This is a genomic window from Companilactobacillus muriivasis (assembly GCF_036246245.1).
GTDB lineage: Bacteria > Bacillota > Bacilli > Lactobacillales > Lactobacillaceae > Companilactobacillus > Companilactobacillus muriivasis.
Map to the genome: position 1 here is coordinate 127830 of NZ_BTTQ01000005.1, position 25867 is coordinate 153696.

A 25867-nucleotide genomic window follows, 5' to 3' on the forward strand; every position below is an offset into this window, starting at 1 on the left:
AATTAGCCTCCCATCACTGTTCTAATAACGATTTGTCCGATTATAACGCCGCTTCCGATGGAGATTCCCGACATGATGGCATCGGTTGCTCTAACTAATCCAGAAATAGTATTTCGCTCAATTATTTCTCGCAAAGAGTTGGTCATTGGAACTCCCGGAACTAGTGGCATCAACGCGCTGATAATGATGTAATTTGCATCATGAGCTATGCCATAAATTCCTAAAACATGTGCCAACATACTAATTGCTAAACTGCCGACCGCCACTGGTATATAAGGAATTTTCGTATGATGTCCGATATATTGTGATGCAACATATCCGATAATCCCAACGAAAAAGGCTATTCCTAAATCGCCCCAAGTAGCTTTGAACAGTAACATTGGTGGCATGGAAACTAATCCAGCGCCGAAACATTTTGTCAGCCAAGAAAAATCACGATTTTCATTCTCAACTCGGTCGACTTCTTTTTGTAACTGATCATAAGTAATTTTGTGACTGCTAAATTCTCTTGATAAAGTATTGATGTCATCTACTTTTTGCAAATTAAAATCGCCCACTCGGACTTTAAAAATCCTAGTGGTAGCGCTTTTTTCTGAACTAACAAAAATACCAGTCATTGTCGCGTGACAAACAACCGGTAAATCTGCAGCTCTTCCTACATATTCGACTGTATTTTCAACTCGAGCCGTTTCTGCACCATTCTCTAGTAGAATCGTTCCCACTTGACCACAAAGAGTGACAATATCTCTTTCGCTGATAGCCCCCATAATGGTTCCCTCCAAATGGTAGATATTTATATTATTAGAATATTATTAACACAAACGGGGGGTAAAGTAAAAACAAAGTTGGCCGTCTCCAGAGATGAACATATTAACCTACTATGCGGACCGGGCCGAGCCACAGTGCGGTCTCGTCCCTCGATTTTGAGCTTCGCAAAGTACGCGAATCTCAAAACTCGCCCGGTGGTGTAATGGCTGAAGCCATAACGCCACACCCACAGCTGGTTAATATGTTCATCTCTTCCGACTAATTTAATTTATATTTTTGATTAATAATTAATTAAGCCAGTAAGTCTATTCCATATAAAAAGAAGATAATTTCCATAATAGGGAAATTATCTTCTTATGAATTTAGTTCTTCTTTAAATATGTACCTTTTAATAAAATCAATGTCAAAACCAAGATTAGACCACCGATTACTGCTAGAGCATCGTTTGTTTCATTACCTGTTTGAGGTAATGTATTGGTATTCTGCTTGGCTGCTGTATTTGATTTGGTAGTTGGTGTTGCTTTTACATTGCCTAAGTCACTGATACTGCCTAAGCTGGAAATCAAGTCTGACATCCCTGATGTATCAGTATTACTCATCAAGCTTGAAAGATCAGCTGGATTTAAACTATCAAAATTCAATTTGAATCCTAAATCTTTATTCAAGCCAAAATCAGGAATATTCATCGTGATATCACCGGGAATCAAATTACTCAAATCAGTTATTTTCTTAATTGGAAAGTCGAATGTTATGTAATTGCTATCGCCTTCGCTACGGAAACTGACGTTGAATGGTTTCTGACCATTAATTGCGTTGATTTCAAAGGCGTTAGTTCCAAATTTCTTTGGATACTTAATCGTGGCTTCAACGTAATAACTGCCATCAGGATTTTGCATCAATTTAGCTGTATTCGTAAAGTAAGGTGAAATCAATGAACCGTCGCCATTATTTTTAGCAATACTATAAGTCAATTCTTTCAAAATTGTTTTAGGATCAACTTTAGTGGCTGTAGTGTTGTTATTATCAGTGTTTGTTGTCGAACTAGTTGAGGAATTATCGCTTGGTGTGGAAATAATATTATCGTTGTCGTCATTAGCTTGTAAACCACTGACAATACTTTTGGCATTATTGAGACCGTTAGTAATATTATTTTCAGCATGTGTCAACTTATTCAAACTGTCCGCAAATGTGCTGTTAGCACCTTGCGAATACATTGAACTCGAATCAAATTTAAAAGTAACATTCTGGTTATCAATCGGAAGATTCAAAATTTTCGTATCAACCGTTACTTTTGCTGGAATGTCTTTGTCCAAGTCCTCTAAACTAGCGACATTAAAGCTAATATCCTTAAGATGACTGCCATTTGTTGCAACCTTTGGTGTTTGGCCGTCAATCGTTGGTACGTTCAAATCATTGAGATTAGTGGTCCTGCCGATAATAGTTACCTTATAAGTTCCGTCATCATTGGGAGTAATCGTTGCGCTTTTGGTAAACAACGTATTCATTGGTGACAGTGAATTTGAATTTTCTTTGTAAACTTCATAATTAATTGTTTTACTATTGCTGGTCGAATCTGCTTGAACTGTTTCTTCTATTACATTAGGTGTACCAGTGTTATTTCCAACTACACCAAATATTCCTAAGAGCATCCCCACAGACAATAGACTAATTAGCAATTTCTTCATCATATCGCCCCTTTTTACCATATATACCAATATTATCATAATTTTTCTATACACTTAAATATTACGACATGTTTCTCAAAATATTTATAATTTAATAGTCAAATCATTTTCATTATGTCTATAACCTAATGTACTATATCAGTGATCCTAAATTTTGGAGGAAAATGATGACAAAAATAGTCGAATATCCAGCAATTTTTGATGATACACAAAACGATCCTGGTGTTTACAGTGTTAATTTTCCCGATGTTCCAGACGCTTTAACGTATGGGTACACTCTAAATCAAGCAATCAAAAGAGCTCCTGAGGCACTGGGTATATCACTTTATGGAAATTCAGATTCAGAAATGCCTACTCCATCAGATTTAAAAGATATTCAAAAAGCTAATCCGCAAGCAATCGTCAATTTGGTCAGTGTTGACCTTGACGATCTCGACGTTGAAGAAATAAATTAAAAAAATGCAGAATCGTTTAAAAGAACGGTTCTTTTTTTCGTATTTTAAAATATAGGTCATTTCAAAGAAAGACCTAGAGCACATCAACCCATTAGCCTTCGGGTGCGAGAAATGGAGTTACGCTGTGGGGACCGGTTCGAGCCGAAGTGCGGTCTCGAACCTCGACTTGAAGCCTTGCCACAGTTCGGCAAGTCTCCAAGATCGTCCCGTGGTGTAAGAGCTAAAGCTCTAACGCCACCTGCACTGCGTACTCCATTTCTCGCACCCGAAGGCAGCCCCACAAAATAAATTTTACATTAGAATTATTAAAATAATATTATAGATTATTTGAAATAAACTAAGAGATAGATATATACTTATAATTATCATTTGCAGGAAGGTGAACTTTTTATGAAACAAGGAACAACAATCCTTACTTTAGATAACGGATACCACTTATGGACACACACTCAAGGCCATGGTGACATCAAATTACTTTGCTTACATGGCGGACCCGGCGGAAACCATGAATATTGGGAAAACTTTGGCGACAAATTAGCTGATCTCGGCGTTCAAGTAACTTTCTATGACCAATTAGGCTCATGGTACTCAGACCAACCAGATTACAGCGACCCCGAAATCGCTAAGAAATATTTAACTTACGACTATTTCTTGGAAGAAGTTGAAGAAGTTAGACAAAAGCTTGGACTAGAAAACTTCTACCTCATCGGACAATCATGGGGTGGCGCTTTAGTTCAAATGTACGCTGCTAAATATGGACAACACCTCAAGGGTGCTATCATCTCAAGTATGGTCGACGAAATCGATGACTATGTTGTAAATATTAACAAATGCCGTATGGACACATTAGGTCCTGACAAAGTTAAGTACATGGAAAAAATCGAAGCTGACAACAATCTTTCAGACCCTACATACCAAAGCTACGTTGATATTTTGAACGCTGAATACGTTGACCGTAAACAACCTACTGCTATCAGACACTTAGTTGATACAACCGGTACAGCCGTTTACAACACATTCCAAGGTGACAACGAATTCGTCATCACAGGTAAATTAAAGGACTGGCACTTCAGAAAACACCTTAAGGAAATTACAGTACCTACACTATTAACTTTCGGTGAACATGAAACAATGCCTATTCCAACAGCTAAGATTATGCAAAAGGAAATCCCACATGCACGTCTAGTAACAACACCAAACGGTGGACACCATCACATGATCGATAACGCTCCAGTTTACTTTGATCACTTGAAGACATTTATTAAAGATGTTGAATCAGGCAATTTTAAAGATTAGAGAGTGAAATTAGAGGGTGAAGACAGGGCGGTCAGCTCCCGAGCATTTTCGTAATTTAGTGAATTGCACGCTGTTTTTTGCGGGCGATTTACTAAATTATGAAAAGCGGAAGGAGTTGCCCTGTCGTAACCCGTTTTAGAGCCACTGCCTATATAACCAAGAATTAAAAATAATATCAAAAGTACGAAAAAAATCCTTCAATCTTAAAAAATTGAAGGATTTTTTTACGTACTTTTACTTTGTATGGATATATTTACGATATTGCAAACGGTCCAACCAAGTTTGTTGAGCCGAAATACCATGATGAACATGGGTTTTAACATAATTACCCTCATCATTGAGATGATAGGAGTTTTCAGTATCTCTCCAAAACATCTTAATAATCTTCAACAATTGACGTTTAGGTTTTTCTTCAATCACAGGAACAGCAATTTCCACCCGACGTTCGAGATTTCTAGTCATCATATCAGCTGATGAAATCCAAATATCAGTATGATCGCTACCATATTGGAACTTGAAGATTCGACTGTGTTCTAGCAGTTCCCCAACGATACTCTTGATACGAATATCTTCCTTAGGTCCACAAACACCAATCTTCAATGAACAAGGTCCTCTAACAATCAGTCTAAATGGTAGACCTTCTTTAGCCGCATCATAAATTGCATCGATAATGTCGACATCGGTCAAACCATTAACTTTCATGAAGACTTCACCTTGACCGTCACGTTTGTAAGCTTCAGCAGCCTTTTTAATATTGGCAATCACCATATCGTTAATACCATTTGGTGAGGCGGTCAAATATTTATATGGCAACTTTTCGCCAGTAATCAAATAATTGAAAAATTTAGTGGCGTCGTCGATATAATCTTGTTTACTTGTAAAGTAACTGACGTCAGAAAAGACATTAGCCGTTATAGCGTTATAGTTTCCTGTTCCAATTTGAACATAGCCAGTATTATCAGCATGTAAGACTAAACAGATTTTCGAGTGAACCTTATTGATCTTATCGCCGAACAAAACTTTTACGCCCGATTCTTTCAGAACTTTGGCAACTTCAATATTGTGAACTTCGTCAAAACGAGCTCGCAATTCAACCACAGCTGTAACATCAATCCCCTTTGCGGCAGCCTCTTTCAATAATCTCAATAAATCAGAATTATCTTCCGTCCGATAAATTGTGATACAAATCTTAGTTGTCTTAGGATCATTAACGGCAGTTTCCAAATAGTCGATAAAGACGTGGAATGAATCATATGGATATTGGACTAAAATTGGTGATTTATCCAAATACTGCAACATGTTGTTGGTCTTATTCCATTGCAATGCTTCGAATGGTGGGAAGACTAAATCTGGATGGTCTTTATAAAGTTTGAAAATATTACCGAGGAATTTGAGATCAACTGGTCCTGGAATTTTGTAAACACTCTTCTTACTGATATTGAGTAATTTAGCAAAGTATTCTCGACCTTTTTTATCACCATTGCAGGCAAATTCCACTCTAGTAATCTTACGAAGGTCACGAGTATCGACATAGTTAATCATCTTATTCAGATATTCTTCATCAGACAGATGTTCATCCAAAAAGTCATATGGCTTATTTTGGTCGTAAGTAACCCGGAAGACGTAGAATTTAGAAATTTTATACTTTCTAATCATATCCGAGGCGCAGTGGCGAATTACATCTTCAATTAAGATGTAGTGATTATCGACACCAGTTTCAACCAAACGGCCGAGATCTTCCGGAATTGGACATGTGTAAATATAGTTAGGCGTTTCCATCAATAAATTCAAGTTACGCCGGTATTTGAATCCCTTCATGAAACGCTGCATGTCTAATCTAGGCACGATCTTTTTGTTATAAAACTTCTTGATATACTTCTTCTCTGAATCCTTCAAATCTGCATACTTCATCAACTTAAATAGGCCGCTATCCTTGCCTTCTTTCATCAATGCGTGGTAGGCAGTATATTGTTTTTCAATATTACGAGTATTAAATTCATAGGCTAAACTGAGGATCTCTTCCCCAGACATACCAGTTCGCTTTTCTGATTTATCTTGCTTAACCATCGTATGAATATTGTGCATTCTGACACGGAAAAATTCGTCCAAATTGTTTGAGGCAATGGCCAAAAAACGCATTTTTTCCAAGTACGGAACCTTTTCATCATAGGCTTGATCAATGACTCGATTATCAAATAATATCCAACTTAAATCCCTATTATAATATTTATCCTTCATATAGCTAATTAACCTTCATTTCTATTTTTGTCTTTCATCCCTCTGTTCTTTTTTAAATGATTCGTAATCATATTCCACTTGTTTGACGTAACTATTGGTAAAGTTCATCAATGAGTTGGCAATATCTGCATACTCTTCACCAAATCCAATAATCAACGGATAGTTAGGTGAGTGTGAGTGCGCTCTGGCAAGTAGAATGACACAAACCTTTGTATAATCCTCAAATGATTCAAAATCTAGTTTATCCAGGTTAATAGATGATTTCATATCCTTAAATTGACGCATGTAAAAACTATATTTCTTCGTATCGAAGGCTCCCAAGAATGGATCTGAAGCGCTTTGCAAAATCAATTGACTGTTAACAATATTTTGACCCTGACTAATCTCATCGTCAGAGTACAATTTATCATCATTGTAAATTGGCAAAGCTTGCTTAGCCTGGAGTACCAAGTAATTACTGTCCAAATCTTGTAGCAAAATCAAGTAACAAAGAGTTCCCACGCTCCCTACACCGACACTGTGACGGACGATATCGATAATATCGAAATCCTCCAAAAACAGTCTGACATCGCTACGTTGATGCTTCTTGTAACTCTTGTATCCATCAACGACACTCTTATAGTCTTTCTCACTGATGTGCTGTGTCACCGGCTTATTTTCGACAAAACGACGTTCGCCACTGGCACTGACCTCAGTATATTTTTCAATCACTAAACGAGAATTGCTCTTTTGAGCTTTCTTAATACTTTTAGCAATCATATTATTGAATGATTCTTGGAAGTACTCCTCATTATCTTTGAGCATACCAAATATCTCGGTAATATTTTGGAGTGTATTTGGTAAAATAAAACGCTTCATTTCAGAAATTTTTGTCATGTGTTTCAAGGTGTCGAAATAAGTATCGACAACCGTTAACAAAAATTCCTGAACGTCAGTTTCAACGAAGTTATGGGCTCTAGCAACCAGCAAGGCGCTGACCAACAATCGTTTTAAATCATATTCCCAATGACCTAAATGGGCTTCATCGAAATCGTTCATATCAAAGAGTAATTGGCCTTCAGAAGAACCGTAAAAACCGAAATTACCGAGATGAGCGTCGCCACCAACTAATACTTTGATGCCACTGTTCTCATTCCGCGACATGTCATAATGCATCACATCAACGGTTCCGCGAAAGAAAGCAAAGAGCGACTTCGACATTCTCTCACGCTTAACTGCTAAAAGTTCTGGAACTAATAGTTTGTTTTTGATATTCAGAATTTTGTGGATATTTCTTTTTTCGGGTTCAAATTGATCAAATTTATCAGAAACAGTTGTCGCAAAAAAACGACCTCTGATAATTAATTGTTCCGTACTTTTAAAAGCATCAGTATCTTGATACGTATATGGTGTTCTACTCATACCGGTCATCTCCTCAAGATTATTATACAATAGCTGGCACCAATAACCGTCAGCTTTCAACATTTTTTACATTAATGTTTACTATACTAAAATATATTTCTTAAGTATGACTAAACTGTTGAGATTTAATAACTAAATATTAATATGTGGGCCGTCTCCAGGTCAGAGAAATACATACCTGCTATGCGGACCGGTCCGAGCCACAATTCGGTCTCGAACCTCGGTTTGAAGCCTTACCAAAGTTCGGTAAGGCTCCAAACTCGCCCGGTGGTGTAAGAGCTGAAGCTCTAACGCCACACCCACAGCGGGTATGTATTCTCTGACCTTCCGACTAATTTTTTCGATGAATTGATCTATATAATTCCTAGGGTTTTTAAACAATCTAAGTATTCTCAAAAAGTTATCGCCACTACTTAAAATATTTTTCAAGACACTAGACCCAACCAAATAAATATACATTCAAACTTTTAATCATACTTGCTCAATATAATGATGCTTAACTAGTCGGAAGAGATGAGAAGTATTCACCAGCTATGAAAGTGGCGTTACGGCTTTAGCCGTTACACCACCGGGCGAGTTGGAGACTTTTCGGGCTTTGAAAAGGCTTCAACCGAGGTTCGAGACCGCTCTTTGGCTCGAACCGTACCGCATAGCAGGCGAAATACTTCTCATCTCTGGAGACGGCAGAACGCAAAAAAAATCCCGAATCAAATATTCGGGATTTTTAAAACATTCATATACTATTTAGCAGCTTTAGCAGCAGCTTCGTCAGCATAAATCTTGTTTCTCTTCTTCATTTGTTGTGCGTACCAGATAAAGATCAATAGGTATGCAACAAGTGCTAATGCAGCGTAAAGAATAAATTTAATTTGACCAGTTGAAGCGTTACCAACTAAGTAAGCTAAGAATTTTTCAATAGGACCTTCCATAGTTGAGTGGGAAATCATTGTACCTGATGCAAGACCCTTAGGGAATGCGCCAAGCTTCTTGGCTGTAGCTGTAACCATAGGTGCTGATAATGTACCTGCCCATAGGAATAGAGGCAATTCAATAGCACCAATAACGATCATACGGATAATCTTACCACGTGTAACAACTAGCAAAGCTGGTGTAACACCCATGGCGATGATACCACCTAAAGGTAAGATCTTGTTTCCAGGTAATACAAGTGCTTCAAGAAGCATGATAGGTGCCAAAACGTTAGCGGCAGCCCAGATTTCAGCACGTCCGGCGATAAATGGCCAGTCAAGTCCAACGTTCATTGTACGACCTTTAAGTTTCTTGTTAGCAAAGTCTGTAATACCTTGTGACAATGGTTCAACAGCGGCGATAAACCATGAACCGATAAGTGAGAATAGTTCCAAACAGAAAGCAGCTGTAAATGATAGTGTAAAGATTTCTTTAACACCTTGGTGTGAAAGTAAACCAATAAAGATACCTAAATAAATACCAATTGCAAATTTGCTTCCCCAGAATCCAATCTTCTTGTTCAATGCGGCAGCATCGAAGTCAAATTTATCTAACCATGGGAAGATAACATCGAATAACTTATCAAATACCATGATGATTGGGTTCATCATGTAGTTCATATGTGTTGTTGTCATTGGGTTTGAAGCTGGTGCATGTAATAGATCATTAAAAGTAGGTTTCATTAAATCAGAGTTGATAATCTTCAAAACACCAATGAAAATAACTAAACATGTAGTGATTAGTAAGTTAGCACCGAAGAACATTGCTAGCAAACCAACGAAAGCTAGATGCCAAATATCAAAAATATCAACATCAAGTGTGTTTGTCTTGTTCATAACGATCATAACGATATTAACGATAACCATAACAAGCAAGAAGAACAATGTGTAAGGTGAACCCCAAGTAATAGTAGCAAGTGGAGCCCAACCTAAGTCAGTAACTGATAGTTGAATACCAGTAGACTTAACAAACGCATTCAATGCGTCTTGGAAGGCTGTTGTCAACAATCCAATAACGGCACTGATAGCGGTAAGAGCGATGGCTAATTTAATACCACCCTCCAAAGCTTTAGAGAATTTAACTCTAAAGATCAAAGCGATAATAGTCAAAACAATTAACATCATTGGTGCGGCACCAAGATCAATTAACGGTTTGAATATCGCGTTGGCAAAATCAATAATTCCTGACATATCCGTTTCCCCCTAGATGAACGTTTTTATGCTTTGCCACTTTCCTTAATAACTTCTTCTACTTGGTCATAAACTGGTTTGGCCATAGCAGGCATTCTATAAAGGATAGGGCCAGCATCAACAACTGGACAGCTTGGTGTAAATCCAAGATCTGTGGCAGCGATTGGTGTAAATAGATCGTAATCCTTCAACATATCTTCTGTAATATCCTTAACCATAACGGCATCGGCTTGAACATCATATCCACGGTTGCCCATTTCTGTTTCCAAGGCATCCTTAATTTGGTGACTTGAGTTAACTCCGGCACCACAAGCAGCTAAAATCTTAAACATAATTACACTCTCCTTTTTTATTCATTGCTCTTAGCATATTTAATAAATTTTCTATTCAAGAATGAATAGATTTCTTTAGGATTGTCACTCTTAAAGAATGGTACGAGCTCGTTTTCAGAAGTGCGAGCCATGAAGTCCATGATCTGTGCCAAAATGTTTGATTGGCCTTCTGGATCATTGTTAAGAATCATGAACAAAAACTTCACTGGAAATTCTTTCGATGGATCAATCATATTATGGAAAGAAATTTCTTTGTCTAACTTAATAGGAACAATCATTCGTGCTTTGACGAATTCGCTCTCCGTATGTGGAATAGCTATATTTGGTATCTTTGGAGATACAACTGACATATCAATTCCGGTTGGATAGTTTTGTTCACGTTCCAATAAATTATTAATGAAGTCTTCAGTTACAAGATCCTTCTTTAATAAAGAATCTGCTATTTCGCGAAACACTTCCTCTTGTGTAGAAGCTTTAGAAATATAAACTTCGTTTTCGCTAAATAGTTGATCAGCAGCTAATTCACCCATTAACACCATCACCTACCTGTTTGTTTGTTTTTGTTTACAAGAACAATAGTAAACGCTTGCACAAAATGTGTCAATACCAAATATAAAATTATAAGACCATAAATAACCTTTCCTATATATAGCAATGGACCGCCAGATTTCTTGATAGATTAATAAGGTAAATGCTTACAAAGAAATAAACACTTACTTATCAAAAATGATTGACAAGCGAACATTCCAATGCTAAATTATGTTTGTAACGAACAATAGTAAACAAAAAGAGGTGATCTTTTGTTAAAGAAAGAACGCTTTCTAAAGATACTATCGGAATTAGATAAGAACGACATCGTTACTGTTAACTATTTAACTACATTATTGAATTGTTCTGATATGACCATCCGTCGTGATCTTGAAGAGTTGTCAGAATCTGGCAAGTTAATCCGGATCCACGGTGGAGCACAAAAAATTAGCGTTTCTCCATTAGAGGAAGCTTCTCACGTAGAAAAACGCCAGGTACATATTAAGGAAAAACAAGAACTAGCTAAACTGGCAGCTAACCAAATCGACAATTTCGATACTGTCTTTATCGGTCCAGGAACAACGCTTGAATTGATTGCTCAAAACATTACTAAAGATATTAATTCTTTGAGGGTCGTAACGATTAGCATTCCTGTATTTGAAAGCTTTAAAAATTCAGATCTTAATTGTGAATTGATTTTAGCTGGTGGTATTTATCGTAGCCGTTCAGGAACTTTAATCGGTGCTTTGGCAAGCAACGCTGTGAATGGATTGAAATTCGACAAAGCATTCGTCGGGGTCAATGGGATTCAAAATTCTCAGATTATGACTGCTAACACCGAAGAAGGTCGAATCCAAAGCGTCGCTTTAAATAACTCACAGACGAAATACATTGTTGCAGATAGATATAAGTTGAATCGTAATGATTTCTATACCTTCTATAGTTTGGACGATGTAGATTATCTTGTGACTAACAAGAGCACCTCAAAAGAGACTATCGATTATTATCAACAATATGTAAGACTTATTACCAAATAATTGGAGGGAATATTTTTATGAAAATCGCATTAGCTTCAGATAAAGCAGGATTTGAATTAAAAAATTACATCAAGAGTTATCTTGAAAATGAAGGCAAAGGCTACGAAGTTGTAGACCTTTCAGAAGAACCAGCTGCTGATTTCGTAGATTCATCAGTTGCAGTTGCTCATGCCGTACTTGATGGCAAGACAGATCGTGGAATCATGTTTGATGAATATGGTACAGGTTCAGCCATGGCAAGTAACAAGATTCACGGAATGGTAACAGCTAACGTTACTGAAGAAAATACAGCTCACATGACAACACAACACAACGGTGCTAAAGCAATTGCTATTGGTGCTGGAATTGTTGGTAACAAACGTGCAGAATCAATCGTCGATGAATACTTAGGTGTTGAATACGCCGGTGGACGTCACCAAATCCGTTTGGACATGCTAGAAAAACTATATTAATAGGAGGAAATCAATTTATGATTATTGCATTAGGAAACGACCATATTGTTACAGATACTAAAATCAAAATTTCAGAAATGTTAAAAGCTATGGGTCACAAGGTTATTGATGTTGGTACATATGACCACACAAGAACTCACTACCCTATCTACGGATTACGTGTAGCTAACCTTGTACGTGATGGCAAAGCCGACTATGGTGTCGTACTTTGTGGTACTGGTGTTGGTATTTCAACAGCTGCTGACAAGAACCAAGGAGTTCGTGCTGCATTAGTTGCTGATACAACAACAGCTAAGTATGCCAAAGAACACTTGAATGCTAATGTTATCAGTTTTGGTGGTGCCGTTGTCGGTGAACATCTAGCTGAAGAAATCGTTAAGACATTCCTTGCTGCTGACTATTTAGGTGAAGATGACGATCTAGTTAAGAAGATTGATGCCGTTGAATCAAAAGACAATCCAGACCAACACGACAATCCACACTTCTACGATCACGAAATGAAGCTATGGGACGAAGGATTCTATCACGACTAAAAGATAGAGAGTGGAGCAAGCCTGGGAATTTCCGAGCATTTACGTAGCTTCACGAATTGTTCGCGCACCTTGCGGACGATTTGGGAAGGTATGTAAAGCGGAAGAAATTGGCTTGCGGAACTCGTTTTAGAGCCACTGCCTATATAAAGAAGTCTAACAACCCCTATATATATAAGGCAATCCCACCCTAACCTTCCAATCCAATCAAAAAAAATAAAAAAAGTGAGCTGCCATTGTGTAACTCATCAGGGCTATATGAAATAAAAAAGTTAGCCCGGCTTGATGCACTGAACCACACGGTACAATGCATCAAGCTGGACTAACTTTGAGAGGTTTTGTTTCATAGAACCCATTTTTAATGGTCTGAATCAGACTATTTTAAATTTAATAAAGGGGTCCGCACAATGAGTAATTCAGTTTTAACAATCACAATGAATCCTTCAGTTGATATCTCCTATCCACTAGAACATCTGAATATTGATACCGTCAATCGTGTTAAGGATGTTTCCAAGACAGCTGGTGGTAAGGGATTAAACGTTACAAGGGTTCTCAAGCAACTCGGCGTTGATGTCACAGCATCAGGAATTATTGGTGGAACAATCGGCCAATACATTACTAATCAACTTGATGAAAATGACATCGATCACGCTTTCATGAAGATCAGTCAAGAATCTCGTAATTGTATCGCTATTCTACACGACAATGGTGACCAAACTGAGATTCTTGAAGCAGGTCCTATCCTTTCAAAAGACGACGAAAACGCTTTTCTAGAGCATTTCGACGATCAAGTAAGTAGTTTCAATTTAGTAACAATCTCTGGAAGTTTACCACAAGGCCTATCAAAGGCCCTTTATTCCAAGATGGTAAATGTCGCTGCTAATCATAATGTTCCCGTTATTCTGGATAGTTCTAACGAGGCATTACGTTTAGCTCTAGAAAGCGACGTTAAGCCATTTATGATTAAACCTAATCAAGATGAAATCGCTCAATTAATTGGTAAAGAAATCAGTGATTTGAACGACTTGAAAGACAAATTAGCAACCGAAGAAATTTTCCAAGGAATTCCTTGGGTTGTGGTTTCACTAGGTTCACAGGGCGCATTCGTTAAATACCAAAATGACTTCTTCAAAGTAAACATTCCAAAAATTCACGCCGTTAACCCTGTTGGATCAGGCGATTCCACTGTAGCTGGTTTAGCCGCAGGTATAGTAAAAGATGAAAAACCAGAAGATATTATGAAAAGAGCTATGACAGTCGGTATCCTAAATACTTTACAGGAAAAGACTGGAAATATTGACATTAGTCAGTATGAGGATTATTTTGAAAAGGTAGACATAGTTAAGTACTAATGTTTAATTTATTATTCGGAGGAATGAATGTATATGACAACAGCAAAAAAGTACGCAGCACTAGAAAAAATGTCTGACAAGAACGGAGTTATTGCAGCTCTTGCTATTGACCAACGTGGTTCACTAAAGAAGATGTTAGCCGCAGCCGCAAACAAGCCAGCTAACGAAGAAGATATCGTTGAATTCAAGAAAGCTATCGCTTCTGAATTGACACCTTATGCTTCAGCTATTCTTTTGGACCCAGAATATGGTCTTCCAGCATCAAAGGTTAGAGCAGCAGGCTCAGGTCTATTAGTTTCATATGAAAAGACTGGTTACGATGCAACTGAACCAGGTAGATTACCTGATTTGATCTCAGTATGGTCAGTACGTCGTTTGAAGGAAGCCGGAGCCGACTCAATCAAGTTCTTGCTTTACATCGATCCAGATGAAGATAAATCAATCATCGACCAAAAGGAAGCCTTTGTAGAAAGAATTGGTGACGAATGTGTTGCTGAAGATATTCCTTTCTTCGTTGAATTAGTTACATACGATGACTCAATTGGTGACGTTAAGAGTGCCGAATATGCTAAGGTAAAGCCACACAAGGTTATCGAAGCTATGAAAGAATTCTCAAAGCCTAAGTACAACATCGATGTTTTGAAGGTTGAAGTTCCTATTAACCTTGACTACGTTGAAGGATTTAACGGCGACAACCCTGTTGTTTACACAAAGGATGAAGCTATCAAGTACTTCAAGGAACAAAGCGATGCTACAAACTTACCATATATCTTCTTGAGTGCCGGTGTTACAGCTAAGGCCTTCAGAGATGAACTACACCTAGCTAAAGATGCTGATGCTAAGTTCAATGGTGTTCTATGTGGACGTGCCACATGGAGAGGTGCTATCGAACCATTCGCCAAAGATGGTGAAGAAGCTGGTAAGAAGTGGATGAACGATCAAGGTAAGAAGAACATCGAAGAATTGAACGAAGTTCTTGCTGAAACTGCAACTTCATGGAAAGAAAAAGTTTCAAAAGACTAATTTAAAACTTTAAAAATTATGCACTTTGAATAAACTGGGGTTTCTTGGACAATCTTTTTGTTCAGGAATCTCCAGTTTTTTCTTTTGGGCCGTCTCCAGGGAAGAGAAATATTCACCTGCTATGCGGACCGGCGTGAGCCAAGGTCTCACACCTCGGTTTGAAGCCTTACCAAAGACCGGTAAGTCTCCACGGTGGTGTAACAGCTAAAGCTGTAACGCCACACCCACAGCGGGTGAATATTCTCTTCCCTTCCAACTAGTTGATCTGCTGCAATTTAATATAAAAATACTAATTATTCGGATATACGACTATAATTAATAACAATGTTTAAAACACATTATTACTTAACACACTATATTATTTAGAAATTTTATCTGGGGGTAAAATTATGGTACCTGCTAACTTTGAATTGGCTAGAAACGCTATTACATCAATGGTTGCTGTATTATTGATTGTCATTTACATTATCTATATGATCTCAAAATACTCACATCGTGATAAAGAGAAAGTTTGGACTGGTGATACGATTCTTTTGACTTTCATCGCTATTTACTGTGTTTATATCACACTGATGAACTTTGTTAAATTGCCTGCTAGTCTTGATTACATCAATACGATTGTCACGTTTGTCTTTATGGCTGTTGTGATTATATTTATCATTAGTTCTATTTTTAAGAAAGCTACTAATAAGTCTAAGAAATAACAAATTAGGTCTCCTGAATCCGTTTGGATTTGGGGGATTTTTTGTTTACCGCCTCCGGGTTCGAAGAAGTAAGGCTGCCTGCTGTTGGACCGGTTCGAGCGCAAGGTCTCTCACCTCGGTTTTGAACTTCAAAGTACGCGAATTTCAAAACACGTCCTGTGCTGTAAGGGCGAAACGCCCTAACACCACTACAACTGCTGGCACCTTACTTCCTCGAACCCTCCAGCCAATTTATACTTTTATTTTCACTTTATGTTTTCAGAATATATATATTCATATTTAAAGACTTACACATAAAAATCTTAGACATTATCAAATCCAGAAAACCTAGCCGAAGGTCGTCAATAATATAGTCAAGCTGTGGAGGTGGCGTTAGAGCTTTATCTCTTACACCACGGGACGAGTTTGGATACTTGCCGAACTGTGGCAAGGATTCAAATCGAGGTTCGAGACCGCGTTCTGGCTCGGACCGGTCCCCACGCGGACTATATTATTGACGACCTTCGGCGGAATATTTCAGTCCACACACCTCATTGACATTATGTAATCAGAATCGGTCGGTAAAGATGCTACCCTTGTCCTTGAAAGTTCATTTCAAAGGGTGTGATTATTCTTGAAAATTTCTGAAGTAAGTAAAACGGTCGGTCTTTCAATTCCAACTATTCGTTATTACTGTGACCTTGGTCTGGTCCCTTCCATTCAGCGTGATTTTGACGGTGAAAGAGTTTTCGACGATGAATCCATCACTTGGCTGAAAGGTATTAAGTTTCAAAGGGACTTGGGATTGTCGCTTTCTGAAATTCAAGCGTACTTACAATTGAGTCAGAAAACCGGTCCTGCAGCTTTAAAAAAACGTCACGCATTGTTGTTAGAGCAACGAAAAAAAGCCCAGTCAGACCTTGATGCGGCCACTGAGCGTTTAAATTGTTTGGATGAAAAGATTAGGTTAGAAGAAGCTATTATTAAAGGTACTAAGAAGGATAGCTTGAGTGCTGCAAGAAGATTTAGTCAGTAAAAAAGGCGGTCACATTGTGATCGTCTTTTTTGAGTTTTATCCAATTTGACTCGTTCCGTCTGCGTAATTTAGTGTGACACCTGACTGAACATTAAAAATGTAAACATTGAAGTGAACGGCGTTGTCACCAATTGATTGTGCTTCCATCTGAACACCACGTGGCAACAATTCATCCCCACGAAAGACTGGTGTAACACGATATCTAATATAATGCGAACTACTTTGTTTCAAATAATAAGCAATATCCATTTCGTGAGCTAACATTTCTGGACTATTTAACGACCGTGTTCCAGTCATCAAATTTTTAGGATTATTATTTTGACCGGTTAACTGATACCCAATTAAATGACTACGATTGTAGAGCCAGCCACCATTAATTCTTTTATTATGCCAGCCTGTTGGATTCCAGTGCAAAGGTTCACGTTTAGCTGATGGCATCAGTGAAATATTCAACAATGCATTAGCAGCAGTAACTCGGTTGAGATTATCGAGGTCGCCATATTGTTGCCAAGCACCTTTAGCTATACTCAAATCGTCTTGGTTAAAACTAGGATTATTGTTATTGACGACTATTTCCTGCGTGCCGTTGTAATTCATATTGGCCAAATCAGTATTGGCAGCTGTTTGCGTTGGCTTGTTGTTGTGATCGTCAAGAAACTTTTGATTATCCGCAATCTCTCGTTGAAGTTTAGAAATTGATTTCTTGAGTTGTTTATTTTTTGAAACTAACTTCTTAGTTTTCTTTTGGTAAGAATAATTCTTCACATATTCAGTTTTAACATTGCTCTTAGAAGCAGCCTGACTTTGAGTTGTGACCGTTGCTGTGGCCGGAACTAAAGCTAATAAAACTAAAAATCTAACTAACTTTTTCATTAGCGTTTTGCCCTCCTATAACCGGCATTGATGGCCTCTTGCTCGTTGTGAAAATAGACTGCATTAGATGAATTCATGTTGTAACCGGCTTGACCAGGGACGTGGTAGATGTGCGAATTAACATTTCCAACAATGGATCCTGAATCAGATGTATTCATATCACCTTTGGTTTGAGTTTGCGATGCAGACTGTTGCGATTGCTGTTTCTGCGTAGCTGCAGCTTGTTCTTGTTGCTGTTTTGCTTGCTCTTCTTGTTGCTTTTGAGCGGCTGCCTGTTGTTCTTGTTCTTTTTGTTTGGCAGCAGCTTCATCACTAGCAATCTTATCCTTTTGCGACTGTAGACTATCTGCTTGTTCTTGAAGTTTCTTTTTCTTAGCAAGTAAAGCTACATTCTCTTTTTTGGCAATTTGGTACTTGTCCTTACCGATATACTTCTGCTTTTTTACTACTTTAATAGTCTCGGCACTGCCTGTTTGCTTGGAATCGGTTTGTTCAGTAGTCCCACCGCCACCAAAACCAAGCGTGATTATCATGATTAAAATACTTAGTAATAAGCCATTACGATAATGCTTTCGGACTTTTTTGTTCTGAATCGTCTTAACTAACTTACGAGTCTTGAACATTTTGACTATAAAATAAATGATAAATCCAAACGCCACGACACCGACTATTCTTGTCATCCCCTGTTTCCCCCTATTCGAATTTGTTAACTCAATCTTATCCGAGAAATTTATCCGGTACAAGATGATAACTTGCCGTATACGTAAATTTCTCCAAAAAAATATCCAGAACTCATAAAAGTCCCGGATATTTTTGTACTCTTTATTTCAAACTCTTCAAAACTCTATCGCCCAAATCTCTAACTCGCTTGAAATCATCTTCATCTGGGTCTTGATCAATCTTCACAGAATCGCTAACCTGTTCTCCATTGCTGGAGTTAAGTTGCATTGTGAAATAATCGACCGCACGTCCAAAATGAATATGTTTCTTAGAACTAGAGCCTAACACTGCAAACTTAGTTCTTTCCAAATCAATGTCAGCTAAATCCTCATAGAAATCTTGAGCCTCGTCAGGAACTTCACCATCGTGATATGTATAACTTTCTACGATCACAGCGTCATAATCGGACAATCCAAAGGCATCTGTATCGATAATTTCTTCTAAATCGACGTCGGCGCCTTTTTCTTTTAAATAATCGGCCAAATAATTAGCAATTTTTTCATTACGACCGGTCATGCTTGTATACGTTAAAAGTATCTTCATTGAATTACCACCTTACACTTATACGTTCTTTGGAATGCTTATCTGCTACAATTTCATCAACCATTGCCAATGCAAAGTCAGCGTAACTTATTTCACTCTTACCATTTTCGTCAAAAGTTAATTCTTCACCAGCTAAAACATACTTTCCAGTGCGTTCTGCTTTAGCTTGAAAATCGGCTGCTGGACTGATAAATGTCCAATCAATCTTACTATCACGCAAAATATCCAATGACTTGCCCATTTCTTCACTCAAAGGTTTAATAGAATCGGGAAAATCAGCTTGTTGGTAAAGTTTAGTTGTATGAGCCTTATCAACATAAAGTGATCCTGCGCCACCAACAACCAATAATCTAGTTTTAGCATTCCCAATAATTTCAATCAAATGTTTCATTGCAGGGACGTATTCTTTAACAGCTGGTCCAAAGAATCCTAAAGCGTCAACCAATACATCAAAATCTTTAATATCCTCAGCTTTCAAACTGTAAACATCTCTTACCAAACATTTATCAGTTGGTGATTTCTTTGCATCACGTACGATTGAAGTCACATCCAAATTTCTACTTAAAGCCTCTTTGACAATCAAAGAACCTTCCTTACCATTTGCTCCAATTACTGCTATTTTCATAAATCCACTACCTCCAAATTATATCAACATATTCACTTTACATAATCATAAGCAAAATAACCAAAGATAAGCTTCTAATATAGTAAACTTATCGTGCTGGGAGGCGCTAATTATGGCATATCAAATTTATTTAGTACGACACGGTAAAACTTGGTACAACGAATATGAAAAGATGCAAGGTTGGTCCGATACTCCGCTAACTGACGAGGGCGTTGCCGTTGCACAAAAAGCTGCTGAATCTTTAAGAACCGTTGATTTTGCAGCTGCCATGACCTCTGATATGAAACGTGCAATCGATACAACACGTATCATTACAAGAAGAAATATAAATAACTTGGTTCCCCAAGAACTTTCCGAATTCAGAGAACAATTCTATGGCTATTTTGAAGGCCGCAGTATTGATGAATCTTGGTTTGCCATTGGAAAACCACATCAAGCTAGAACATTTACCGATATTGTTAAAAAATATGGCTTTGACGCCACCATGGATTTCGTTAAAGAGGCTGATCCATTACATGACGCCGAAAGCGCTGAAGAATATTGGAGCCGAATCGATCGTGGATTTAAGAAAATTGATCGAATTGCTCATGATGGAGACAAAATTCTCTTAGTAACTCACAGCATTACTATATTGGGCTTTGCCATTCGTTACAAGACGGCCAATTTGAAAGTTGATGATATTCCTGCCAACGCAAGTTTGACCATCATGGAGCGCGACAATGGCATTAATAAGGTAACCAAATACAATCAATCGTTGATAACTGATTAAACTGAGGAATCTCTAAAACAGCATTTCAGCTTGCAGACGAGTGCGTTACACTTAAATTACACATATTAATGAGGAGTTTTAATAATGGCAAAATACCAAATTTACCTTGTTCGTCACGGACGTACTTGGTTTAACAAATACAATAAAATGCAAGGCTGGTCCGATACTCCCCTTGCCCCAGAAGGAGTCGAGGTTGCTAAAAAAGCTGCACATGCTTTGAAAGACGTCGACTTTGCGGCCGCATTTTCTTCAGATGCCAGACGAGCAATCGACACTTGCAAATTAATTGTGGATGAAAATATCAACCACGATAAAATCACACCTCAAAAATTAATGGAATTTCGTGAAGAATTCTACGGTTATTACGAGGGAATGAATTCTCCCGAAGCATGGTTCATGGTTGGAGAACCCCACGGTGCCAAGAGTTTTGCCGAAATTATTGCCAAGTATGGTATGGATGCCACTAAAGACTTCATGAAAGAAGCCGATCCGTTTCACGATGCCGAAAACGCTGAAGAGTATTGGAACCGTGTAAACAAAGGATTCGAAAAACTCGACAAAATTGCTAAAGATGGCGATAAAATTCTATTAGTTTCACACGGAACAACAATCCGTTCAATCACCGACCGTTATAACGATGGTGATTTTGACGTAACGGTAAGTCCTAGAAATTCTAGTTTAACAATGATGACACGTGATAACGGTAAAAACAAAGTAACAAGTTACAATCAATTACTCTATTAAATATATATACTTATCAACTAGTCGGAAGAGCAGATAATATTAACCAGCTGTGGGTGTGGCGTTATAGCTTTAGCCATTACACCACCGGGCGAGTTTTGAGACGCGGTCTTCGGCTCAAAACCGAGGTTTGAGACCGCACTGTGGCTCGGACCGGTCCGCATAGCAGGTTAATATTCTCTGTTCTGGAGACAAAACCGCATATTAAATTTGACAAAATAAATTAATTAATATATTCTCAACACATCAATTACTTGGAGGTCAAGACAATGATTTTAATCAATGCTCAAACATCATTATGTTGTTGCGGTTCGCATTCTATGCGTGCCGTCAGTTTGAGTGCTTAAAATCAGACTAGACTACTGGTAACTTACGCGTAGGGTGCAAATCAATTTGATTTGCACCCTTTTTTTTACGCCCAAAAATCAAAGGAGAATATATCACTATGAAATTCAATACAAAATTAATCCACAGCAGTATCAGCGAAGATCCAACAACAGGAGCAGTTTCAATACCTGTCTATCGTTCATCAACATTCCACCAGCACAAACTTGGAGCTGAACCAAAATGGGAATACGCTCGAACTGGCAACCCTACTCGTCAAGCACTCGAAGTATTGATTGCTGAAATTGAAAACGGAACTGACGGTTTTGCTTTCGCCTCAGGATCAGCAGCTATTCACACCGTCTTTTCACTATTTTCTACCGGTGATCACATCATCATTGGTAATGACGTTTATGGTGGAACCTTCCGTTTAGTTAATAAGGTTCTAAAACGTTTTGGTTTAGAATTTAGTGTTGTTGATACTCGTGACCTAACAGCAGTTGAAGATGCTATTCAAACAAATACCAAAGCCATTTATTTTGAAACACCAACTAACCCACTACTCAAAATCACTGACATTCAGGCAGTAGCGGACATTGCAAAAAAACATAATCTCAAAACAATCGTCGACAACACTTTTGCGACACCATACAATCAGAATCCACTAACACTCGGCGTTGATATCGTGGTTCACAGTGCTACTAAGTATCTCGGTGGTCATAGTGACGTCGTAGCAGGCCTAGCAGTCACAAATGACAAGCAAATTGCTGCAGACTTAGCTTTCCTACAAAACTCCATTGGTAGCGTCTTAGGACCAGATGACAGTTGGCTATTAATGCGTGGTATCAAGACACTCGGCGTTAGAATGCGCATCCATCAAGAAAATGCCAACCTAGTTTACGATTATCTAAAAAATAATGACAAAGTTGCCAACGTTTACTATCCAGGGGCACCCGATTCCCCTGACTATGCCGTAGCCAAGAAACAAATGCGAGGTTTTGGTGCCATGATTTCATTCGAACTTCAACCAGGCCTTGATGCTAAGAAGTTCGTCGAAAGTTTGAAACTAATTGATTTAGCTGAAAGCCTAGGTGGAATTGAAAGTTTGATCGAAGTTCCAGCCGTGATGACACATGCCGCAATACCTAGAGAAATTCGTCTACAAAACGGCATTACAGATGAATTAATTCGTTTATCTGTCGGTATCGAAGATGAAGAAGATTTGTTAGGAGATTTGAAGCAAGCATTCGATAAAATATAAATTTGTTAAACCCAATTAGTCGGAAGAACTGAGAGTATTCATATGCAGCGAAAGTGGCGTTATGGCTTTAGCCATTACACCACCGGACGTGTTGGAGACTTTTCGGTCTTTGAAAAGGCTTCAACCGAGGTCCGAGACCGCTCTTTGGCTCGAACCGTGCCGCGCAGCAGATGAATACTCTCAGTTCTGGAGACGGACCCCATATTACAATTAATTTAATAAAATAATTTTTTTATTTGAAATCTTTTAAATATACGTCTAATTTTCCCGTAATTTCAACATTAGTACGATTTGTAATATTGACAATATTAAATTTTTTCTAATTTTTACTGTCTATTTACTGAAAAATGCTATAAACTGTCATTAATCTCATTTTTGAAAGGGGAACTTTAACATATGTCTAATTCATTACAAGCTATCGAATCAAAGGCCTTTTATATTAATCCTAATCGATCAGTTGCCGTAATTAATTACAACGAAGAATACGTCCAAGATATTTTTCAGTTAATCAACAGCAAAGGTTTTCACAATTTAGTCGACCTATACCTAGAAGAGAGTCAACTAGCTGTAACCAATAAGGTAGAAGGTTTACAAGCTGATACTTACATCAGTATCCTGAAAGCTGTCTTAATCGACGATAAACCTACATATGAAAAATATGGTAATGAGCAGATTTTAAAGAGTATTGAAGATTTCTACTCATACTACCGTTCATACTTTAGAGTTTCTCTCATCAATAAGCACAGCAGTGCCATTGTTAAAGGCAATTTCATGAACATCGACAACCGTTTCAATGAAGTCGTGCTTCACCTTTATCGTGCTATTGAAGAAAAAATCCAAGGATTTTCTAACCGTACTTATCGTCAAATCAACGCTGGTACTAATGCCTGTGTTCTAACTCAATCAATTAAATGGGCTGCTCCCAAAAACTATCAAGCTCTAGAAAGCATTCGTTTCTTGGATACAATCATGTTGCGTCCACCAATGATGATGCACACTAAGAGTAATAAACGTGAAGGTGTTTTCAGTGCCGTTAAAGACAATCCTATCGATAAATTCGACGGTGATCAAAAAGACTGGTACTGTTTCCCTGCTAAAATCGGTGAAAGTTTAGCATTCATCTACTTCCATCGCGATTACTTTGTCAGTGGTATTGCTTTAGCTAACTTGTTTGAAGTCGCTGATGCAGAAAGTATTGCCGGACAAAAGCCTGATGAAATTATTCTCTTCGGTCTCAAAAAGACTGAGGGTGACGTCAGCCACTACTATCACGATGAAGAAAATGATATTTGGGTCGGTGAAGTTCCTTATAACGATAAGACAACTTACTTCGGTTATATGAAGAAGATGTGCCTAACCGTTCACAACTTGCACATGATTTATGAAAGCCGTTTGCCAATTCATGGTTCAATGGTTAATATCAGCTTCTCAAATGGTAAAACTAAGTCAGTTGTCTTCTTCGGTGACTCTGGTGCCGGAAAGTCTGAATCAATTGAAGCGTTACAAGAAGTCGCTGATGATAAAATCATTAACATTGAAACCATTTTTGACGATATGGGTAGCTTTGCTTTCGATGAAGAAGGCAACGTTTACGCCCAAGGTACTGAAACAGGTGCATTCGTTCGTTTGGATGACTTGAGCAGTTCTGTCGCCTTCAATAATATGGATCGTGGTATCTACTTGAACCCTGAGCTCAAGAATGCCCGTGTTATCTTACCTGCCAACACTTACAAGCATGTGGTCGAACATCATTCAATCGACATGTGGGTCTACGCAAATAACTACGATTCAGAAATTGGTTTGCATCAATTCCCTGATGAAGATCACGCTAAGGCTACATTTATTGCTGGTAAGCGTAAAGCCCTTGGGACAACTGATGAAGTCGGTATGAGTACAACATTCTTTGCCAACCCATTCGGTCCTGTTCAAGAAGAAGAAAAGACTCGTCCTATTATTGATAAAGTATTCAATAAACTCTATCAAGATAAGATTTATGTCGGCGAAATTTATACTCATCTTGGGTATGATAAGTCAAAAGACAGCCTTCAAGAATCAGCTAAAGAACTACTATCTGAATTAATGAACAACTAATTAATAATGAGGCTTTGACATAACTATTTCTGCCTTAAACGTGCAACAAAGCATAGCTTTTTCCGCTTAAACAAATAGAGCAGTAATCCGATTTTGGATTACTGCTCTATTTGTTGTTGTATTTTTGATTAATTTGTTGAGTTAACTTTTGTAAATCTTGAGTTTGTTGGGCATTAGTTTGTCGACGCATCTTAGAATTATTCAGCTGATACTTGGTTGCATCAGGAGCTTTGACCCAGACGTTATAACGTGGATTTTCGATGGCATAAGAATTATTGATTGTAAAACCACTTCGTTTCAAAGCCACGTTATACTCAGTTGGTTCATCCAAATGATTTGGAATCAAACCAACAATTATCTTAGAACCAATCTTTGGCAATGGAAATTCATCATTTTTAATAAGCATCTCACGGTTCTGATTTTTTGGTCTACCGCTATGCGAATACCAACGGTCAAAGGACACTAAGCCGCCATCAAGAGCCAAATAAATCTGCTTATCCTTCAATGACGTATCACCACTGATAACTCGATTAACGTAAATCGTGGCCTTGGTATAAGACATTTCTTCCGGACTACTCATCTTCTGAAGATTATAAACAGTCCCCTCAATCACGGTTTGACTGTGATTCTGCAACTGTTCAAGTGATGTACTAATAAATGCCTTGCGTGTGCTAAATTCGTCGCTATGAATAACATCAGCTTTAGCAATATGATTCTGCCAAATCTTCTGATTTCGATTGATCAATTTTGCGGATTCTTCTCGCTTAATTTCTTGAGCATTCGAACTATTCAAAGCATTAACGCTATACGCCGACAGAGGTAAAACAAATACTAATAAGGACACAATAATCATTAGTGTTTTTTTCATCGCAATTCTCCCCACCGTCATTATCGCACGTAGTGGAATGCTGTTGTACCGCGATTATTTTATATAAAACACTAAAA

The 25867-nt window shown here is 38.0% G+C and carries 25 protein-coding genes; 13 read left to right on the forward strand and 12 right to left on the reverse strand.

Annotation, left to right across the window (positions count from 1 at the left end):
- Nucleotides 1–2 precede the first annotated feature (2 nt).
- Both AAA923_RS07260 and AAA923_RS07265 read right to left on the reverse strand, forming a co-directional pair.
- Complete coding sequence (locus AAA923_RS07260; RefSeq protein ID WP_338215904.1) at nt 3–767, reverse strand: threonine/serine exporter family protein; 765 nt, start codon at nt 765–767, stop codon at nt 3–5.
- A 363-nt stretch (nt 768–1130) separates the two neighbouring features.
- Nucleotides 1131–2456 carry an NEAT domain-containing protein gene (locus AAA923_RS07265; protein WP_338215906.1) on the reverse strand — a complete coding sequence of 442 codons (1326 nt, stop codon included), beginning with the start codon at nt 2454–2456 and terminating at the stop codon, nt 1131–1133.
- A 164-nt stretch (nt 2457–2620) separates the two neighbouring features.
- On the opposite strand from AAA923_RS07265, the gene AAA923_RS07270 reads away from it, so the two are divergent.
- Complete coding sequence (locus AAA923_RS07270) at nt 2621–2908, forward strand: type II toxin-antitoxin system HicB family antitoxin (protein WP_338215907.1); 288 nt, start codon at nt 2621–2623, stop codon at nt 2906–2908.
- A 390-nt stretch (nt 2909–3298) separates the two neighbouring features.
- The gene (locus AAA923_RS07275) at nt 3299–4204 is read left to right on the forward strand and encodes a proline-specific peptidase family protein (protein WP_338215909.1); all 906 of its coding nucleotides are present in this window, start codon (nt 3299–3301) and stop codon (nt 4202–4204) included.
- Between the two features lie 234 nt (nt 4205–4438).
- Here the strand turns inward: AAA923_RS07275 and ppk1 are convergent, their stop codons facing one another.
- From ppk1 to AAA923_RS07300, 5 genes are all read right to left on the reverse strand, one after another.
- Nucleotides 4439–6442 carry a polyphosphate kinase 1 gene (ppk1, locus tag AAA923_RS07280; protein ID WP_338215910.1) on the reverse strand — a complete coding sequence of 668 codons (2004 nt, stop codon included), beginning with the start codon at nt 6440–6442 and terminating at the stop codon, nt 4439–4441.
- A gap of 21 nt (nt 6443–6463) precedes the next feature.
- On the reverse strand, nt 6464–7843 hold the full coding sequence (locus AAA923_RS07285) for a DUF2252 domain-containing protein (protein WP_338215912.1): 1380 nt from the start codon (nt 7841–7843) through the stop codon (nt 6464–6466).
- Between the two features lie 740 nt (nt 7844–8583).
- Nucleotides 8584–10002 (reverse strand): PTS galactitol transporter subunit IIC, encoded by a 1419-nt coding sequence (locus tag AAA923_RS07290; protein ID WP_338215914.1) that lies wholly within the window; start codon nt 10000–10002, stop codon nt 8584–8586.
- A 26-nt stretch (nt 10003–10028) separates the two neighbouring features.
- On the reverse strand, nt 10029–10334 hold the full coding sequence (locus AAA923_RS07295; RefSeq protein ID WP_338215915.1) for a PTS sugar transporter subunit IIB: 306 nt from the start codon (nt 10332–10334) through the stop codon (nt 10029–10031).
- A gap of 17 nt (nt 10335–10351) precedes the next feature.
- Nucleotides 10352–10864 (reverse strand): PTS sugar transporter subunit IIA, encoded by a 513-nt coding sequence (locus AAA923_RS07300; RefSeq protein WP_338215918.1) that lies wholly within the window; start codon nt 10862–10864, stop codon nt 10352–10354.
- A 270-nt stretch (nt 10865–11134) separates the two neighbouring features.
- Between AAA923_RS07300 and AAA923_RS07305 the strand changes: the two genes are divergently transcribed.
- From AAA923_RS07305 to AAA923_RS07335, 7 genes are all read left to right on the forward strand, one after another.
- Nucleotides 11135–11899, forward strand: a complete 765-nt coding sequence (locus tag AAA923_RS07305) for a DeoR/GlpR family DNA-binding transcription regulator (RefSeq protein WP_338215920.1) — start codon at nt 11135–11137, stop codon at nt 11897–11899.
- 17 nt (nt 11900–11916) lie between these two features.
- Entirely contained in the window at nt 11917–12351 is a 435-nt protein-coding gene (gene lacA, locus AAA923_RS07310) for a galactose-6-phosphate isomerase subunit LacA (RefSeq protein ID WP_338215923.1), read from the forward strand.
- A 17-nt stretch (nt 12352–12368) separates the two neighbouring features.
- Nucleotides 12369–12884 (forward strand): galactose-6-phosphate isomerase subunit LacB, encoded by a 516-nt coding sequence (lacB, locus tag AAA923_RS07315; protein WP_041500000.1) that lies wholly within the window; start codon nt 12369–12371, stop codon nt 12882–12884.
- A 404-nt stretch (nt 12885–13288) separates the two neighbouring features.
- On the forward strand, nt 13289–14233 hold the full coding sequence (locus tag AAA923_RS07320) for a hexose kinase (protein ID WP_338215924.1): 945 nt from the start codon (nt 13289–13291) through the stop codon (nt 14231–14233).
- Between the two features lie 33 nt (nt 14234–14266).
- On the forward strand, nt 14267–15256 hold the full coding sequence (gene lacD, locus AAA923_RS07325) for a tagatose-bisphosphate aldolase (RefSeq protein ID WP_211257136.1): 990 nt from the start codon (nt 14267–14269) through the stop codon (nt 15254–15256).
- A gap of 389 nt (nt 15257–15645) precedes the next feature.
- Nucleotides 15646–15960, forward strand: a complete 315-nt coding sequence (locus AAA923_RS07330) for a hypothetical protein (protein ID WP_338215928.1) — start codon at nt 15646–15648, stop codon at nt 15958–15960.
- Nucleotides 15961–16573: 613 nt separating this feature from the next.
- Nucleotides 16574–16975: a MerR family transcriptional regulator gene (locus tag AAA923_RS07335; RefSeq protein WP_338215930.1), complete on the forward strand. Its 402-nt coding sequence runs from the start codon at nt 16574–16576 to the stop codon at nt 16973–16975.
- A 36-nt stretch (nt 16976–17011) separates the two neighbouring features.
- Here the strand turns inward: AAA923_RS07335 and AAA923_RS07340 are convergent, their stop codons facing one another.
- From AAA923_RS07340 to AAA923_RS07355, 4 genes are all read right to left on the reverse strand, one after another.
- Nucleotides 17012–17848, reverse strand: a complete 837-nt coding sequence (locus tag AAA923_RS07340; protein ID WP_338215931.1) for a DNA/RNA non-specific endonuclease — start codon at nt 17846–17848, stop codon at nt 17012–17014.
- On the reverse strand, nt 17848–18528 hold the full coding sequence (locus AAA923_RS07345; protein ID WP_338215933.1) for a sunset domain-containing protein: 681 nt from the start codon (nt 18526–18528) through the stop codon (nt 17848–17850). Before AAA923_RS07345 ends, AAA923_RS07340 begins: the two co-directional genes overlap by 1 nt.
- Nucleotides 18529–18670: 142 nt before the next feature.
- A complete protein-coding gene (locus AAA923_RS07350; protein WP_338215935.1) occupies nt 18671–19111 on the reverse strand; it encodes a flavodoxin domain-containing protein in 441 nt (146 codons plus the stop codon).
- A gap of 4 nt (nt 19112–19115) precedes the next feature.
- On the reverse strand, nt 19116–19736 hold the full coding sequence (locus tag AAA923_RS07355) for an NAD(P)-dependent oxidoreductase (protein WP_338215938.1): 621 nt from the start codon (nt 19734–19736) through the stop codon (nt 19116–19118).
- Between the two features lie 112 nt (nt 19737–19848).
- Between AAA923_RS07355 and AAA923_RS07360 the strand changes: the two genes are divergently transcribed.
- From AAA923_RS07360 to AAA923_RS07375, 4 genes are all read left to right on the forward strand, one after another.
- Nucleotides 19849–20505, forward strand: coding sequence for a histidine phosphatase family protein (locus tag AAA923_RS07360; protein ID WP_338215940.1), 657 nt, complete (start codon nt 19849–19851; stop codon nt 20503–20505).
- Between the two features lie 84 nt (nt 20506–20589).
- Entirely contained in the window at nt 20590–21249 is a 660-nt protein-coding gene (locus AAA923_RS07365; RefSeq protein WP_338215942.1) for a histidine phosphatase family protein, read from the forward strand.
- Nucleotides 21250–21691: 442 nt separating this feature from the next.
- Nucleotides 21692–22831, forward strand: a complete 1140-nt coding sequence (locus AAA923_RS07370) for a trans-sulfuration enzyme family protein (RefSeq protein ID WP_338215945.1) — start codon at nt 21692–21694, stop codon at nt 22829–22831.
- 396 nt (nt 22832–23227) lie between these two features.
- The gene (locus AAA923_RS07375; RefSeq protein ID WP_338215947.1) at nt 23228–24922 is read left to right on the forward strand and encodes a radical SAM protein; all 1695 of its coding nucleotides are present in this window, start codon (nt 23228–23230) and stop codon (nt 24920–24922) included.
- A gap of 106 nt (nt 24923–25028) precedes the next feature.
- Here the strand turns inward: AAA923_RS07375 and AAA923_RS07380 are convergent, their stop codons facing one another.
- Nucleotides 25029–25790, reverse strand: coding sequence for a hypothetical protein (locus AAA923_RS07380; RefSeq protein ID WP_338215949.1), 762 nt, complete (start codon nt 25788–25790; stop codon nt 25029–25031).
- Nucleotides 25791–25867: the final 77 nt, after the last annotated feature.